10 protein-coding genes are annotated in these 15,846 nt (G+C 71.7%); 4 read left to right on the top strand and 6 right to left on the bottom strand.

Annotated features, from left to right (window positions below):
- Positions 1-161 precede the first annotated feature (161 nt).
- The 4 genes from ACLJQE_RS30625 to pdxA are packed head-to-tail and all read right to left on the bottom strand — an operon-like array spanning position 162 to position 7,911.
- The gene (locus ACLJQE_RS30625; RefSeq protein ID WP_410642985.1) at positions 162-4,859 is read right to left on the bottom strand and encodes a DEAD/DEAH box helicase; all 4,698 of its coding nucleotides are present in this window, start codon (positions 4,857-4,859) and stop codon (positions 162-164) included.
- Positions 4,849-5,637, bottom strand: coding sequence for a DeoR/GlpR family DNA-binding transcription regulator (locus ACLJQE_RS30620; RefSeq protein ID WP_410642984.1), 789 nt, complete (start codon positions 5,635-5,637; stop codon positions 4,849-4,851). The genes ACLJQE_RS30625 and ACLJQE_RS30620 overlap by 11 nt, the downstream gene beginning before the upstream one ends.
- Complete coding sequence (locus ACLJQE_RS30615; RefSeq protein WP_410642983.1) at positions 5,609-6,886, bottom strand: MFS transporter; 1,278 nt, start codon at positions 6,884-6,886, stop codon at positions 5,609-5,611. The genes ACLJQE_RS30620 and ACLJQE_RS30615 overlap by 29 nt, the downstream gene beginning before the upstream one ends.
- Positions 6,883-7,911, bottom strand: coding sequence for a 4-hydroxythreonine-4-phosphate dehydrogenase PdxA (pdxA, locus tag ACLJQE_RS30610; protein WP_410642982.1), 1,029 nt, complete (start codon positions 7,909-7,911; stop codon positions 6,883-6,885). The genes ACLJQE_RS30615 and pdxA overlap by 4 nt, the downstream gene beginning before the upstream one ends.
- Before the next feature lie 309 nt (positions 7,912-8,220).
- On the opposite strand from pdxA, the gene ACLJQE_RS30605 reads away from it, so the two are divergent.
- The 4 genes from ACLJQE_RS30605 (at position 8,221) to ACLJQE_RS30590 (ending at position 12,192) form a co-directional block, all read left to right on the top strand.
- The gene (locus ACLJQE_RS30605; RefSeq protein ID WP_410642981.1) at positions 8,221-10,056 is read left to right on the top strand and encodes an Hsp70 family protein; all 1,836 of its coding nucleotides are present in this window, start codon (positions 8,221-8,223) and stop codon (positions 10,054-10,056) included.
- A gap of 45 nt (positions 10,057-10,101) precedes the next feature.
- On the top strand, positions 10,102-10,296 hold the full coding sequence (locus ACLJQE_RS30600) for a DUF3046 domain-containing protein (protein WP_410642980.1): 195 nt from the start codon (positions 10,102-10,104) through the stop codon (positions 10,294-10,296).
- Positions 10,297-10,532: 236 nt separating this feature from the next.
- A complete protein-coding gene (recA, locus tag ACLJQE_RS30595; protein ID WP_410642979.1) occupies positions 10,533-11,579 on the top strand; it encodes a recombinase RecA in 1,047 nt (348 codons plus the stop codon).
- 85 nt (positions 11,580-11,664) lie between these two features.
- Positions 11,665-12,192, top strand: coding sequence for a regulatory protein RecX (locus tag ACLJQE_RS30590; RefSeq protein WP_410643147.1), 528 nt, complete (start codon positions 11,665-11,667; stop codon positions 12,190-12,192).
- Positions 12,193-12,399: 207 nt separating this feature from the next.
- Here the strand turns inward: ACLJQE_RS30590 and ACLJQE_RS30585 are convergent, their stop codons facing one another.
- Together ACLJQE_RS30585 and ACLJQE_RS30580 are read right to left on the bottom strand one after the other, a co-directional pair.
- Complete coding sequence (locus tag ACLJQE_RS30585) at positions 12,400-13,713, bottom strand: MFS transporter (RefSeq protein WP_410642978.1); 1,314 nt, start codon at positions 13,711-13,713, stop codon at positions 12,400-12,402.
- Positions 13,714-13,735: 22 nt separating this feature from the next.
- Complete coding sequence (locus tag ACLJQE_RS30580) at positions 13,736-15,703, bottom strand: PEP/pyruvate-binding domain-containing protein (protein WP_410642977.1); 1,968 nt, start codon at positions 15,701-15,703, stop codon at positions 13,736-13,738.
- Positions 15,704-15,846 lie beyond the last annotated feature (143 nt).

The raw sequence follows: 15,846 nt of genomic DNA, 5'->3' as shown, positions 1-15,846 counted from the left end.
TCGCGGCGAGGCTGGCCGGCTTGGCAGGTGGGCGAGGCAAGTCGCGGCGGGTGCCAATGCCCCGGTCGGCGACTTCGGATCCCTGCCGAGAGTTTCCCCCGCCCGAGCCCGAGCCCGAGCCCGAGCCGGAGCTCCCGCCCCCGTCGCGGACTGCTGTGGCCTCAGGCCCGTAGGCGCAGGCCGGCGGGGGTGGCTCGGAAGCCTGCCTCCTGGAGCACCTCCGCCAGCTCCGAGGTCAGTGCCTGCTCGCCGTCCGCGCGTTGGACCGACAGCTGGCCCAGCCAGCCCTCGCGGACCGCGGCCGACAGGGCCTGGGCTGCCTCCGACAACGCCTGGCGCTCCTCCGTGAAACTCAGCAGGGATCGGCCTCCTCGCTCCACGTACAGGGCCGGGACCCCGTCGACCAGGACTGCCAGTGCGCCGGCCTTGCGGGCGGGGCGGTGCTTCGTGTCGCCCGTTGCCGCCGGCCAGGGGAGGGCTGCGCCGTACGGCTGGGCCGGGTCCGCCGCCGCCAGGACCACCGGGCGGCCCGGTGCCGGGCGGCCCGGGCCCGACAGGGCGCGCAAGCGGTCCACCGCGCCCTTGGCCGCGAACTGGGCCGCGCCGAGGCCCTCGACCACGTAACCGCGGATCACCTGGCCCGTGTCCTCCATGCCGCGGAGGACCTTGTAGATCCCCGAGAACCCGCCCGTGACACGTTCGGTGTCCAGCGCGCCGCGGGTCAGGACGCCGTGGCGCTCCAGGAACGCCTCCGTCCGCGCGTGGGCGCGGCGGGTTGCGTCGGTTTCCCGCGGCGGGGTCAGCGCCCACCGGCCCGCGACCGTCGGCGGCCCGGACCGCGACGGCATCTGCGGCCGCCCCGCCCGCAGCCGGGCGTACCGGCCGCGGGGTGCCTGACGGCGCGGCTTGTGGGCGCCGTGCCCGGCGACCTGGGCCCGCAACGGGCCCAGCGTGTCGCCCGTCACCAGGCCCGCCCAGACCAGGTCCCACAGCGCCGCCACGACTTCGGCGTCGTTCGGTGCCTTGTCCACCAGTACCGTCGCGCGGTCCACCAGCTGGCGGAAGAACAGTGCGCCACCCTCCAAAGTGGACACGATCGCGTCGTGCAGCGGGCCGGTCGGGATGTCCTCGACGACTTCGGGCAGCAGGAGGTCGGCGACGTCGGCCGGGGCGAGGGCGATCCAGCCGTCGCCGCCGGAGAGCGCGCCGCAGCCCGCCCACGTGACCTCACCCGCCGTGGTCAGCTCGTCCAGCAGCGCGGGGGAGTAGCCCGGCAGCCGGCCGGGCAGGATCAGCGACTCCACCGCGCTCGCCGGCAACGGCGCCCCGGCGAGCTGCTCGACCACCGACAGCACGTCGTCCGCCGTCGGGGCCGACCGGACGCGGCCGCCGAACCCGTGCCACGCGGGCAGGAACCGGCCCAGCGCCGCCGGTTCGACCGGCTCGACTTCGGCCCGCAGCTTCGCCAGCGACGCCCGCCGCAGCCGGCGCAGCACGGCCGCATCGCAGTACTCGACGCCCACGCCGTGGGTTTCCGGATGCCCGACCGGGCTCAGCTCGCCGCGCACCAGGCGGCCTTCCCCGGTCAGCCGGTCGAGCACCCCGGTGACGACCGCCGTGCCGAGCCCGAACCGCGCGGCCGCATCGGCCGCCGCGAACGGGCCGCGGCCGCGGGCGTAGCGCGACAGCAGGTCCCCGAGCGGGTCCGCCACCGGTTCGGTGAACGCCTCGGGCACCCCCACCGGCAGCGCGGTGCCCAGCGCGTCACGCACCCGGCCGGCGTCCTCGATCGCCAGGAACCGTTCCGTGCCGCCGATCCGCACCCGGATCGCCCGCCGGGCGGCCTCCAGCTCGGTGAGCCACCCGGCCTGGATCCCCCGCTCCGCCGCCTCTTCGACGGTCAGATCGCCGAGGAACCGCAGCAGGTCGGCGGCGTCCTCGGCCGAGCGCGCGTGCCTGTCCGGGGCGAGCCGCTGCAGCGACCGTTCCACTTCGGCGACGGCTTCGGGGTCCAGCAGCTCCCGGATCGCCTCGGTGCCCAGCAGCTCGGCCAGCAGCGCCGAATCCAGCGACAGCGCCGCCGCCCGCCGCTCGGCCAGCGGTGCGTCCGTCTCGTACAGGAACATCCCGATGTAGCCGAAGAGCAGGCTGCGCGCGAACGGCGACGCGGCCGGCGTTTCGACCTCCACCAGCCGGACCTTGCGGGCCCGGACGTCGGCCATCAGCTCACGTAGCCCGCTGACGTCGTAGACGTCCTGCAGGACCTCCCGCATCGCCTCGAGCACGACGGGGAACCGCTCGTACTTCGCCGCGACCGACAGCAGCTGCGACGCGCGTTGCCGTTGCTGCCACAGCGGGGTCCGGCGCCGCGGGTCCCGGCGGGGCAGCAGCAACGACCGCGCCGCGCACTCCCGGAACCGCGCCGCGAACACGGCCGAACCGCCGACCTCGGCGACGATCAGCTGCTCGACCTCCTCGGGGTCGAGCAGCACGTCGTCCGCGCCGATGGTGACCTCTCCGCCGTCGGCGTCCAGCGCGTCCGGCAGCCGCAGGACGATGCCGTCGTCGGAGTGCGCCACCTGCGCGTCGACCCCGCGGTTTTCCCGCAGCCGCGCGGCGATGGCCAGTGCCCACGGCGCGTTCACCTGCGCGCCGAACGGCGAGTGCACGATGATCCGCCAGTCGCCGAGCTCGTCGCGGTAGCGCTCCAGCAGGATCGTCCGGTCGTTCGGGACGTGCCGGGTGGCGGCCTTCTGCTCGGCGAGGTAGGCGAGGAGGTTGTCGCACGCCCGCTCGTCCAGCCCCGCCGCCTCGGCCCGCGCGCGGGCCTTCACATCGTCCGAAGTGGACAGTTCGCGGACGAATTTCCCCAGTGCCCGGCCGAGTTCCAGCGGACGCCCCGGCGCGTCGCCCTTCCAGAACGGCATCCGCGCCGGTTCGCCGGGGGCCGGCACCACGATGACGCGGTCGTGCGTGATGTCGGTGATCCGCCACGACGACGTGCCGAGCAGGATGGTGTCGCCGACGCGCGACTCGTACACCATTTCTTCGTCGAACTCGCCGACGCGCGAACCCGGCTTGTCGTCCGCGCCCGGGGTCATGACGGTGAACAGGCCGCGGTCGGGGATGGTGCCGCCCGACGTGACGGCCAGCCGCTGCGCGCCGGGCCGCCCGCGCAGCTCGCCGCCGATGCGGTCCCAGGTGATGCGCGCCCGCAGCTCGCCGAACTCCTCGCTCGGGTAGCGGCCCGCGAGCATGTCGAGCACCGCGTGCAGGGCGTCGTCCGGCAGCGCGGCGAACGGGGCTGCCCGCCGGACCAGCGACGCCAGATCCGGCACCGTCCACGGCTCCAGCGCCACCATGGCGACGACGTGCTGCGCCAGGACGTCCAGGGGGTTGCGCGGGTAGCGGACCGCTTCGATCGCGCCGCTCGCCATCCGCTCCGCGACGACCGCGCACGAGACCAGGTCGCCGCGGAACTTCGGGAACATCACCCCGGACGACACCGCGCCGACCTGGTGCCCCGCCCGGCCGACGCGCTGCAGCCCGGACGCCACCGTCGGCGGCGCCTCGATCTGCACGACCAGGTCGACCGCGCCCATGTCGATGCCCAGCTCCAGCGACGACGTCGCCACCACGCACGGCAGCTGCCCGGACTTCAGCGACTCTTCGACGTGCGTGCGCTGCTCCCGCGACATCGACCCGTGGTGGGCCCGGGCGATCGCCGGCGGCGCTCCCGTGCTGACGCCGGACTGCGCGATGGCTTCCGCCGGGAACGTGTCGGCCGGAGTCAGCTCGGTCTGCTCGGCGGCCAGCTCGTTGAGCCGGGCGGTGAGCCGCTCGGTCAGGCGGCGCGAGTTGGCGAAGACGATGGTCGAGCGGTGCGCGCGGATCAGGGTCAGCACCCGCTCCTCGACCGCCGGCCAGATCGACGGCCGCTGCACGGGGTTGCCGGCCAGCTCCTCGAGCGTGCCCAGGCCGCCCGGCGCGATGCCCCCGGGCGGGAACGACTCCAGCGACTCCAGCGACTCCAGCGAGTCCGGCGACTTCAGTGCCTCCAGCGCGTCGAGCGGGCTCGGCGCCGGGCCGCTGCGCGGGGCGTCGAGGTTGCCCATGTCCTCGACCGGGACCTCGACGCGGACCTCGATGGTTTTCGCCAGCTTCGGCTGGACCACGCGCACCGGACGACCGCCGGCCAGGAACGCGCTCACCTCGTCGACCGGGCGGACCGTCGCCGACAGGCCGATCCGCTGCGCCGGCTTCGTCAGCAGCGCGTCCAGCCGCTCCAGCGAGAGCGCGAGGTGCGCCCCGCGCTTGCCGCCGGCCACCGCGTGCACCTCGTCGACGATCACGGTCTCGACGCCGCGCAGCGACTCGCGCGCCGACGACGTGAGGATGAGGAACAGCGACTCCGGCGTGGTCACCAGCACGTCCGGCGGGGTCTTGGCGAACGTGCGGCGCTCGGCCGCGGTGGTGTCGCCGGTGCGCATGCCCACCTCGATCCCGGGCGCCGGCAGCCCGAGCCGCCGCGAAGCCTGCGAGATGCCGGCCAGTGGCGCGCGCAGGTTCCGCTGGACGTCGACGGCGAGGGCCTTCAGCGGCGAGACGTAGAGGATCCGGCACCGTTTCGTCGCTTCCGGCGGCGGCGGTTCCACCGAGAGCCGGTCCAGCGCCCAGAGGAACGCGGACAGTGTCTTGCCGGACCCGGTCGGCGCGACGACGAGGGCGTGCTCACCCGCGTGCGCGGCCCGCCAGGCCCCTTCCTGCGCCGCGGTGGGCGCGGCGAAGGCCCCCGCGAACCAGTCCCGGGTCGCGGGGGAGAAGAGGTCGAGAACGTCAGCTGCCACGTCATTCATCATGCGCGGCACCACCGACAGTTTCGGACTCACCGGGCAGGATCACGCTCTGGGCGAACTGCGGGAACACGACGTCGACCCGCGGTTCGTCGGTGATCAGCCGGTAGTCGCGGTCCAGCGGCGTCCAGTAGGAAAAAGGGGCCTGGTCCAGCTTGGAGTGGTCGGCCAGCACGTACGCCTCGGCGCCCGCGTGGAGCATCGCGTGCTTGACCACCGACTGTTCCAGTGACGGGCAGCACAGCCCGCGGCCGGCCACGACGCCGTCCGCCCCCAGAAACACCCGGTCGGGTGAAATGTGCCGCAGCTGGGCCAGCACGCTCTCGCCGAGGATCGCTTCGTTGCGGTGCCGCAGCCGGCCGCCGAGGACGATGAGGTCGATCCCGGAGAAACCCGCGAGCTCGCGGATCGCGGTGACGCCGTTGGTCACCACGGTCAGCCCCTCGCGGTGGGCGAGGTGGCGGGCGAGCCTGCCGGTGGTCGAGCCGGCGTCGAGCAGCACCACCTCGCCGTCCTGGACGAGCGCGGCGGCCTCCCGGGCGATGGCGTCCTTGGCCGCCGCGTGCTCGCGGTCCTTCTCGCGGGGACTGTGTTCGGTGTCGAGCGCGCCGCCGTAGGTGCGGACGACGTGCCCGGCGCCGGCGAGCGAGGCGAGGTCGCGGCGGATCGTCGACTCGGAGACGCCGAACTCTTCGGCCAGCTTCGCGATGCTGCCGGAGCCGTCGCGGACGGCTTCCAGGAGCATCGCGCGCCGGTCACGAGTGCCTGGTCGCGGCTGGGACATGCGCCGACTCTTCCACAGTCGTGGGTTTCAGCCCGAAGAACGCCAGCCCGGCGGCCACGGCGAGGAACGCGGCCAGGACGACGAACCCGGTGGTCGCGGTGCCGGTGACGTCGGTGAGCCAGCCGACCAGGTAGGGGCCGGCGAACCCGCCGAGGTTGCCCAGCGCGTTGATCAGGCCCATCGCGACGGCGACCGCCTCGATGCCCAGTATTCGGCTGGGGATGGCCCAGAACGGCCCGTACGGCATGTGGACGCCGGTCGCCACCACGCAGAGCAGCATCAGCTGCACGGCGGCCGGCCAGTGCCCGAGGTTGCCCACCAGCAGCCCGGCGATCGCGACGAGCAGCGGCACTGTGACCGCGAGCCGCCGGTTGCCGGTGCGGTCGGACCAGTGCGCGCACGCGACCATCCCGGCCAGCGCCAGCACGTACGGCACGGCCGACAGGAAGCCGACGGCGGTGGCCGAGCCGCCGGTCATCGTCTTCACCACCGACGGCAGCCACAGGGAGAAGCCGTAGAAGCCGGTGATCCAGGAGAAGTAGACACCGATCAGGAGCAGCACCTGGCGGTTCGCGAGAGCTTGCCGGTAGCTTTGTTTCGCGAATGCCGGCTTCGCGTCTTCTTCGGCCTGCAAAGTGGTTTCGAGGTAATCGCGTTCCGCCGGGGAGATCCACCGCGCCTGCGACGGCCGGTCGGCCACCGCGAACCACCAGACGACCGCCCACACCAGCGGCGGCAGTCCCTGCAGGACGAACACCCAGCGCCAGGACAGGTGGTCGAGCATGAACCCGGACAGCGGCGACATGAGGATCGCCGAGATCGGCAGGCAGGTCATCCACAGCGCGTTCGCCCGTGCCCGTTCCGCCTGCGGGAACCAGGACGCCAGCAGGATCAGCACGGCGGGCCACACTCCGCCCTCGAACAACCCGAGCAGCAGCCGGGCCAGGTGCAGCTGGGTCTCGTTCTGCACGAGCCCGCACAGCACCGCCGCGACCGCCCAGGCGATCATCAGCAGCAGCACGGTCTTGCGGGCACTCCACTTCGCCGCCAGTACCGCCGCGGGGATCTGCAGCACGAGGTAGCCGACGAAGAAGATGCCGCTCGCCAGCCCCTTCGCGCCGGCGGACAACGGGAAGTCGTCGCCGATGTAGGGCAGGATCACCGCGACGTTCGTGCGGTCGAGGTAGGCCAGCATGTACATGACCACCGCGACCGGGATGACGTACGCCCAGCGCTGGCGGGGGATCACCGGAGGCTCGGTGGGTAGATGGCGGGCAGCTTCCGCGCGTACGGCGCCAGGGTGGCCGCGGCCTTGAACGCCGCCCGCATGGTGCCGTGCGACGCCCGGCCGGTGCCGGCGATGTCGAACGCCGTGCCGTGGTCGACCGACGTGCGCAGGATCGGCAGGCCGACCGTCACCGACACCGTGCCGTCGAAGTCGTACGTCTTCGACGCGATGTGCCCCTGGTCGTGGTAGAGCGAGAGCACGCCGTCGAACCGGCCCTGGATCCCTTGGTGGAACACGGAATCCGCGGGAATCGGGCCGACCACGTCCAGCCCGGCCACCCGCGCGGCGGCGACCGCCGGGGCGATCGCGACGATCTCCTCGTCGCCGAACTTGCCGTTCTCGCCGCCGTGCGGGTTGAGTGCCGCCACGGCCAGTCTCGGTTTCTCCGTGCCGAACACCTCCAGCGCGGTGTACGCCTCCCGGATCGCGTGTTCGATGTTCTCCCGCGTGATCCGGTCGAGCGCCTGGCGCAGCGAGAGGTGCCGGGTGGCGAAGAAGATCTTCAGCCCGGAGACCCAGAACATCGTGTTGAACCGGGTCGACCCGGTCAGCTCGCCGAGCATCTCGGTGTGCCCGAGGTGCGGCGAGCCCGCCGCCCAGATGGCCTCCTTGTTGATCGGCGCGGTCACCACCGCGTCGACCTCGCCGGCCAGCGCGAGCCGGGTGGCGACCTCGATCGCCCCGACCGCCGCGGCGCCCGCGGTCGCGTTCACCTCGCCCCACGGCAGGTCTTCGGTGACCACGCCGAGGTTGAGCACGTCGATCACGCCGGTGGTGAAGCGTGCGTCGGCGACCGTGGCGATCGGGTTGATCTCCAGGTGCAGGCCCAGGTGCCGGACCAGGCGTTCCAGCACGATCGCGTCGCCCACCGCCACCCCGCGCGCCAGCTGGAGGGCTTCGGGCTCGGCGAGGGTCTTCAGGGTGATCTCGGGGCCGATGCCCACGGGGTCGCCGAGGGTGACGGCGAGGAGGGGGAGGTTGCTCACGGGTTCTTCCTTCCGCTGACCAGGGCGTGGTTCAGGTGTTCCAGGCAGGCGACTGTGACAACCGGGGCTTCGCCGCCCGCACCGCCTGCGCGGCGTGTGGTGGCGCGGCGTGCCGGGTACCCAAGTTCATCGTTCCCTTCTTGCGCAGTTCGGTCAACTCTGATGACCGAACTGTGCAACTATCGTGCACCTTGATCGCCGTCCGCGTCAAGGAGCAGTGACTTTCCCGGGTCCGCACGCACGGTGACCGCGCGCATGGCAGCATCACCGCGGGCGCCGTCGGCGCTTGTTTTCGCGAAGGGGAGTGCTGTGCGGATCCTGTCGGTGGACCTCGGGACGTCCAACACCGTCGCCGTGCTTTCGGCGCACGGTATGCCGCCCCGGGTCGTCGAAGTGGACGGCTCGGCCAACATGCCGTCGGCGGTGTTCGCCACCGAAGAGGGCACGATCATGGTCGGCCGCGACGCCGAGCGGCGCGCCCGGCTCGACCCGACGCGCTTCGAGCCGAACCCCAAGCGCCGCATCGACGAGCAGACCCTGCTCCTCGGCACCGACGTCGTCCCGGTGACCGACGCGCTGGCCGCCATCCTGCGCCGCGTGCTCGAAGAAACCTCCCGCCAGCTCGGCGGCGAGCAGCCCGACGAGGTCCGGCTGACCCACCCCGCGCAGTGGGGGCAGACGCGCCGGAACGTGCTGATGTCCGCCGCCCGGCTCGCCGGGATGGGCCCGAACATCCTGCTGGTACCCGAGCCGGTGGCCGCCGCGGCGCACTTCGCGTCGTTCCCCGGCAAGTCGCTCGCGCCCGGGCAGGCGCTCGCCGTCTACGACCTCGGCGCCGGCACCTTCGACGTAGCGGTCGTCGGCGCCACGCAGAACGGGTTCACCGTGCTCGCCGAGGACGGCCTGCCCGACCTCGGCGGCCTCGACGTCGACCAGGCGCTGATGGTGCACGTCGGGCGCGAGGTCTCGCACTCCGACCCGCAGCACTGGCAGCGGCTGCTGCGGCCGGAGTCCACCGCCGACCGGCGCACCCGGCGCGCGCTGCAGGAAGACGTCAAGGCGGCCAAGGAGGCGCTGTCGCGGCACCCCCAGACCGAGGTGCCGATGCCCGAGCCGTTCAAGGACGTCCTCGTCACCCGCGGCGAGCTGGAAGGCCTGGTCCGGCCGGCGATGCTGCGCAGCGTGGAACTGCTGTCGCGGACGCTGCGGTCGTCCGGGCTGACCCCGGACCGGCTGGCCGGCATCTACCTCGTCGGCGGGTCGAGCCGGCTGCCGCTGGTCGGCGCGATGATCGCGGAGAAGCTCGGTGTCGTGCCGGGCAGCCTCGACCAGCCGGAGACCGCCGTCGCGCTCGGGGCGCAGCACGTGGCCCGCGACGGGCTGTCCGTGCGCACGCAGAACGTCGAAGGAGCGGTGGCCGCGGGTGCGCCGCCGCGCCGGCCGCAGTACGCGCCCCCGCCTCCGCCTCAGCAGTACTACGGCAATTTCCCGCCCAGTGGCCCGCAGCCGATGCCGTCGAACTTCCCGGCGTACACACCCGCGCCGGAGAAGGCCGAGCCGAAGCCCGGCGGCAAGAAGAAGCTGCTGATCGGGATCGCCGCCGCGGTCGTCGTGGTGCTCGCGGTGGGCGTGACGTTGTTCCTGACGTCGTCGTCCTCGGTGACGACCTACACCGCGGACCAGTGCCGGACCCCCGGGCAGGCCGACGACAAGGGCTTCACCGGGTGCCTGCGCCAGCTCGCCGGGAAGATCGCCGACACCGGCGACTGCAAGCCGGGCATGGGCAACGGCCCGGCGGCGCCGGCGCAGAGCCTGGGGGCCGCCTCGACCTGCTCCGCGCCGGGCCGGGCGGGTACGCAGGTCACCTACGTCCACGGTGACAGCGCCGACACGCTCAAGCAGTACACCGACGGCCTGCTCACCTCGGCGGGCGGCGACCGCACCGAGGCCGACTGGGGCGGCAACGGGCTGAAGGGGCACTACTCGTCGGCCGCGGGGAAGACGTCGGCGGTCCTCGTGTTCACGGTCTCGGACCGGCCGCTGGCCGGGTTCATCTACCAGCTGAACACGAGTGACCAGGCGGCGGCGACCACGCCCGGCACGCTGGCCGACTACTTCGAGGCGAGCGTCCAGCCGGGGCAGTAGACGGCGCGAACGGGCCGTTCGCGCCCGCCGGTTAGAGTGAGTCCGATGCGGATCACGGTTTTCCGGCGGCTGATGGCCGAGGAGTTCGGCCCCGGGCGGGCGCAGGTGCTGGCCAGGGACCACGTCCTGAGCGGGCTCGGCGGACGCACCGTCGACCAGGCGTTGACCGCCGGACTCCCGGCCAAGGAGATCTGGCGCGAGGTCTGCGACGCCTTCGACGTCCCGGCCGAACGGCGCTGACCTGGAGTTGGACGGACGGCACCGACCCGGGCGGGCGAAAACCCTAGCGCAAGGGTGTGTCGCTGCCGACCTCGAACAGGTGTTCGTCTAAGGTGTTGTCCACATCGGGTCCAGCGATCCACAGATTGGGCGCCGCGCCTGGAATTGTCGGTCCCCGCCGCTAGCGTCGGACCGGACAGCTGAAGAACCGACACAGAGAGCCCTCGACGGGGCTCCGACCAGCGAGGTGGACTTCCATGCCTGCAGCACCCGACAAGGACAAGGCGCTCGAGCTCGCGCTCGCGCAGATCGACAAGCAGTACGGCAAGGGCTCGGTCATGCGCCTCGGCGAAGAGGGCCGCGCGCCCATCGCCGTGATCCCCACCGGCGCGATCGCCCTCGACGTCGCACTCGGCATCGGCGGCCTGCCCCGCGGCCGGGTCATCGAGGTCTACGGCCCGGAATCCTCCGGTAAGACCACGGTCGCCCTGCACGCGGTGGCGAATGCGCAGCGCAACGGCGGCATCGCGGCGTTCATCGACGCCGAGCACGCACTGGACCCGGACTACGCCAAGAAGCTCGGCGTGGACACCGACGCGCTGCTCGTCTCGCAGCCGGACACCGGTGAGCAGGCCCTGGAGATCGCGGACATGCTGGTCCGCTCCGGCGCGCTCGACATCCTGGTCATCGACTCCGTGGCCGCGCTCGTGCCCCGCGCCGAGATCGAGGGCGAGATGGGTGACTCGCACGTCGGCCTCCAGGCCCGCCTGATGAGCCAGGCGCTGCGCAAGATGACCGGTGCCATGAACAACTCCGGCACCACCGCGATCTTCATCAACCAGCTGCGCGAGAAGATCGGCGTCATGTTCGGCTCCCCGGAGACCACCACCGGTGGCAAGGCGCTGAAGTTCTACGCGTCGGTCCGGCTCGACGTCCGCCGCATCGAGACCCTCAAGGACGGCGGCGAGGCGGTCGGCAACCGCACGCGCGTCAAGGTCGTGAAGAACAAGATGGCCCCGCCCTTCAAGCAGGCCGAGTTCGACATCCTGTACGGCCACGGCATCTCCCGCGAGGGTTCGCTCATCGACATGGGTGTCGACCAGGCGATCCTGCGCAAGTCCGGCGCCTGGTACACCTACGAGGGCGACCAGCTCGGCCAGGGCAAGGAGAACGCGCGGAAATTCCTGCGCGACAACCCGGACATCGCCAACGAGATCGAAAAGCGGATCAAGGAGAAGCTCGGCATCGGCGCGCAGCTCGACGCGGAAGCCACCGAGGCCGTCCCGGCGCCGGTCGACTTCTGAGTCCTCCGGGGTGGCCGCGTTGTGGTGACGCGCGGCTTGGACTGGTGAAGAACGAGGAGTGACTCAGGTGGCGAGGATGCCGAAGATCCCGCCGTCGGAGCTGCCCCCTGAGGAGCGGTACAAGAAGGCCAAGGAGATCTGCTACGACCTCCTGGCCGTGCGTGCGCGGACTCAGGAGGAGCTCCGGCAGGCCTTGCACCGCAAGGGCTTCGACGAGGAGACCAGCGAAACCCTGCTCGGCAAGCTCGACCGGGCGGGGTTGGTCAACGACGCGGAGTTCGCCGAGCTGTGGGTGAAGTCGCGGCATGCGAACCAGGGCCTGTCCCGGACCGCGCTGGCGGCCGAGCTGCGGCGCAAGGGCGTCGACGACGAGGTCGCCGCGCAGGCGGTGGAAGAGGTCGACCGCGAGTCCGAGGAGCAGATGGCCAGGGAACTGGTCCGCAAGCGCCTCGGCTCGCTCGGCAACGTCGACGAGCAGACGGCCCTGCGGCGGCTGCTCGGCTTCCTCGCGCGAAAGGGCTACCCGCAAGGGCTGGCGTACACGGTGATCAAGGAGGAACTCCGCGAGTACGGCGCGGAGTCCACCCTGCTCGACGACGCCGTCATCGACTGACCGGCACCCGCCGGTCCGGTGGCCCGCAGTTCGGGTGACCCGGGCGGTGGGTGAGGGCCCGGCGGTGGTCGGCCTGGCTTGGCCCTGCGGGCTGTGCCGCGACAGCCCGGCTATCCGGAGCGAGCAGTCCGGAACACTTTCCTGGGGAAAGTGGCGTTTGAGGCGGTGGGCCGGGTGGTGAGCGAGCGCCGGTGCCGGGCCGCTGGGTCAGTTGCGGACTTCGCCTCCCCGGTGCGCGGCGGCCATGGGGATGCCGGTGTGGCCCTCGCCGGTCTGGCCGGGGCGGCGGGCCGTGGGCACCCTTCGGTCCGAACGGTGCTTGCGGACAGCCAGCAACAACAGCGCGAGCAGTCCCATTGCCGCGCACGTCACCACGGCCGTCAGCACCAGGAACTCGTTCAGCTGCCCGGCCGCGAGGTACGCGCCCAGTGCCACCGCGACCAGGGCGCACACCGCTCGGTCCACAATGGACTCCATGGACAGGAGCGTTGCGCGGTAGCGGGAGTTCGGGATGGAGTCGTTCAGCAGCTGCTTCTGGATCGGGAACGCGATTCCCGTTGCCACCGCGAAGACACACAACAGCACCACCGCCGGGAAGGGGCCCACGAAGACCATCACCCCCAGGCACAGCGCCATCACGATCGTCAGCGTGAACACCGAACCCACCGGGCCGATCGCGCGGCGGAGCCGGTGGGGGCGGGCCGCGCCCAGTGCCTCGAAGACCGTCATCGCGGCCAGGACCGCGCCGTACCAGTTCACCGAGAGCGTCTTCGACTCCAGGATCGGCTGGAACAAGTTCACCTGGCAGATCCGCACCAGCGTGAACATCGCGACGCCCTGCACCATCAACAGCACCAGCCAGCGGGACGACCGCAACGTCGACAGCGCGCCGCCGACTCCCGCGAGCAGCGACGCCGTCTTGCCGGTCACCCGGCGGCCGCCGGGGATCGGGGGGAGCTTGCACGCGAAGACGAGGGCGATGCCCGCGTTGATCGCCGTCAGCCAGTACGGAGAGGGGAGGCTCCACGACATCAGCAGGCCGACCACCGGCCAGAACGTGATCTTGCCGACCAAGCTGTACGCGCGGCCGACGCCCTCCACCCGCAGGTAGTGTTCGCCCGCGCCGGAAGCGTTCAGGTACTCGTACAGATACGCGCTCTGCGCGCCGGAGACCAGCGAGCGGGCCAGGGCGATCAAGACGAAGTGCACCAGGAATCCGGTGTACGAGCCCAGGAACACCGGCACCAGGTTCGCGGCCACCAGCACGCCGGCGCCCGCCGTCAGCGAGGTGCGGTAGTCGAAGCGGTCGGCGATCAGCCCGGTCGGGATCTCGAGCAGGCAGAACACGATGTAGTAAATGCTCTGGATGCCGAAGATCTCGCCGTCGGACAGGCCGGCGAGCTTCTGGTACGAGTAGAAGATCGGCACCCACAGCAGCAGACCGAAGAAGAACTGGAAACCGTAGGTCAGCCGGACAGCGCGCTGAACAGCGGGTTTCGCGGGCAGGCGAAGGCCCAGCATGATCGTGTGTCTCCTGGGAAGGTCAGGCCGAATAGGGGCGCAGCTGCACGAGGTGGAGGTGCTCGCCGTCGGCGAGCCACTCGACGTCCACCGGTGAGTCGAAGGTGTAGTCGGGCGAGAAGTGGCCCTGCAGCAGGCGGCCGGCGATCGCGAGGCGCTGCAGCTGGGCGTGCGCGGCTTCGTCGAGGTCCGCGGGCGCGTCGCCCAGGGACAGCGTGCGGCCGCCGCCCTCGACCGTCGAATACAGGTACTGCATCGGCAGCGCCGAACCGTCGACCACGTCGGTCACGCGCGGGGACACGTTGACGTACACCGTGCGGAAGTCCGCGCGGTTCATCGGGTTCGTCGTCACCAGCACCCCGCCGAAGCCGGCCGTGACCTGCTCCTGGATCACGACGCCCATGTAGCACTCGTCGAGGGAGATCCCGGCCTGCTGGCGCAGCCGGACGCTGCGCACGGACACCAGTGACGCCCAGACCTCCTTGACACTGGCGAAGATCCGCTCGGCCGTGGTGACGTGGTTGTGCGACTCGTAGATCCCGGCGGCGGAGAACCCGGCGAGGTCTTCGGCGTTCGACGAACTGCGCACGACGAACGCCCGCACGCCGGCCAGCTGCGACACCAGCGCGGAGTCGATCTCACCGGCGAGCGCGCCCGGCAGGCGCGCGGACCGGATCAGGCCCTGCAGCTCGACGCACAGCGGCTCGATCTCGCGCGCGTCCAGCTCCAGCGCCATCTTCAGCTTCCCGATGGCCTGCTGGATCCGCGGCGACGACTCCAGGAACCGCCGCTGCAGCGAGAACGGCAGCGCGATGCCACGCGGGACGCGGACGTGCTCGTCGAGCAGCCGGCGGGCCGCGGCCGTCAGATCGGCGCCGGGCGGGGCGTTGAGCAGCCGGGCCAGGTGGGGGAGCAGGTTGTCCCGCGGCGGCCGCGGCACCTGGTAGAAGCCGAGCAGCCGCTGCGAACCGGCAGCCAGCACGTGGTGCAGCTCGCCGAGGTTGGCCGCCTTGGTGCCGTAGCGGTGGCGGTCGGCCGCGCGCAGCCGGGCCAGGTTGACGATCGGGCTGTGATCGGCCTCCGGCTGCTCCAGGGTGACGCGCTGGGCGTACCAGGCCGGCGGCGCCGCGTCGGCGGGCTCGTCGATCTCCCGCAGGGAAAGCGCCTGGGCATCCACCGTGTACTCGACCCACTTGCCGTCGAGCCCGCGGCGTTCGACCTCGGCCAGCGCGCCGAGCTGGACGGCGTTCGGGATCTGCCAGCCGGTGGCGAGGACGTTGGTGTGCGACAACGGCGTCGTGTGCCGGGCGTTGACGATCCCCGCCAGCCGCGGGATGTCGTCGGGCACCCGGTCCATCACGATGATGTCGGTCCAGTCCAGCGTCGCGGCCCGGTACTCGGCCTCGGTCCGGAACGCGCGCAGCCGCCCGGTGGCCGTGCCCGGGTTCAGCCCCACGAACGGTGCCGTGGAGAACAGTTCGTGCGCGAAGACGCGCGGCAGTTCGCTCGCCGGGATCTCGCGGACGATCCGCTCCTGCAGCTGGTTGGCCGGCTTGAACAGCAGCGGCAGCGCCGGGTCGACGTACTGGGCGACGAAGGCGTGGAACTCCCTGATCAGCGCGGCCGGCATGGTGTCGACCTCGACCGTCTCCAGCGAAAGCACCTGCGGGTGCAAGGCGAGAATGCCGAGCAGGAACCGGCGGTCCGGTGCGTGGTAGAAGGCCTCGTTGTACGAGTCGATCTCGGCGCGCACGCGTTCTTCCCCGACGCCGAGGATCTCTTCGCCGATATAGATCGCGTGAAAGGAATGCCGCGCGTTGTTCAGGAAGTGGATCGACGCCTGCTCGCGGTCGACCACGACCTTGACGAAGGAATAGCCGCCGAGAGTGCCGCCGAGCTGGTGAAGTGCGGACACCGAAAGGCGTTCGCCGACGAGGGCGGCAACGGTCTCGGGAGCAGGACTGGGCGCGACCACGCTGGTCAGGGACACGGATTCTCCTCGCTGGAATAGCGAAGAGGAACGATAACAGGCAGGTAAATAACTCACCAGTGCGGTAAATGGGCCATTCAGCGGAACACGCCGGGTTTCATGACCGGCGCCACACCCGCTCGGAGCACCGTTCCAACGTTCTG

Source organism: Amycolatopsis sp. lyj-346 (assembly GCF_046548975.1).
Classification (GTDB): domain Bacteria; phylum Actinomycetota; class Actinomycetes; order Mycobacteriales; family Pseudonocardiaceae; genus Amycolatopsis.
The sequence above is the reverse complement of the archived record's forward strand: the minus strand, read 5'-3'. Positions and strand labels throughout refer to the sequence as shown.

Excerpts from the sequence above, each read along its gene's own strand:
- ACLJQE_RS30625 (WP_410642985.1), bottom strand. The coding sequence starts at position 4,859 with ATGATGAATGACGTGGCAGCTGACGTTCTCGACCTCTTCTCCCCCGCG.
- ACLJQE_RS30620 (WP_410642984.1), bottom strand. The coding sequence starts at position 5,637 with ATGTCCCAGCCGCGACCAGGCACTCGTGACCGGCGCGCGATGCTCCTG.
- ACLJQE_RS30600 (WP_410642980.1), top strand. The coding sequence starts at position 10,102 with ATGCGGATCACGGTTTTCCGGCGGCTGATGGCCGAGGAGTTCGGCCCC.
- recA (WP_410642979.1), top strand. The coding sequence starts at position 10,533 with ATGCCTGCAGCACCCGACAAGGACAAGGCGCTCGAGCTCGCGCTCGCG.
- ACLJQE_RS30585 (WP_410642978.1), bottom strand. The coding sequence starts at position 13,713 with ATGCTGGGCCTTCGCCTGCCCGCGAAACCCGCTGTTCAGCGCGCTGTC.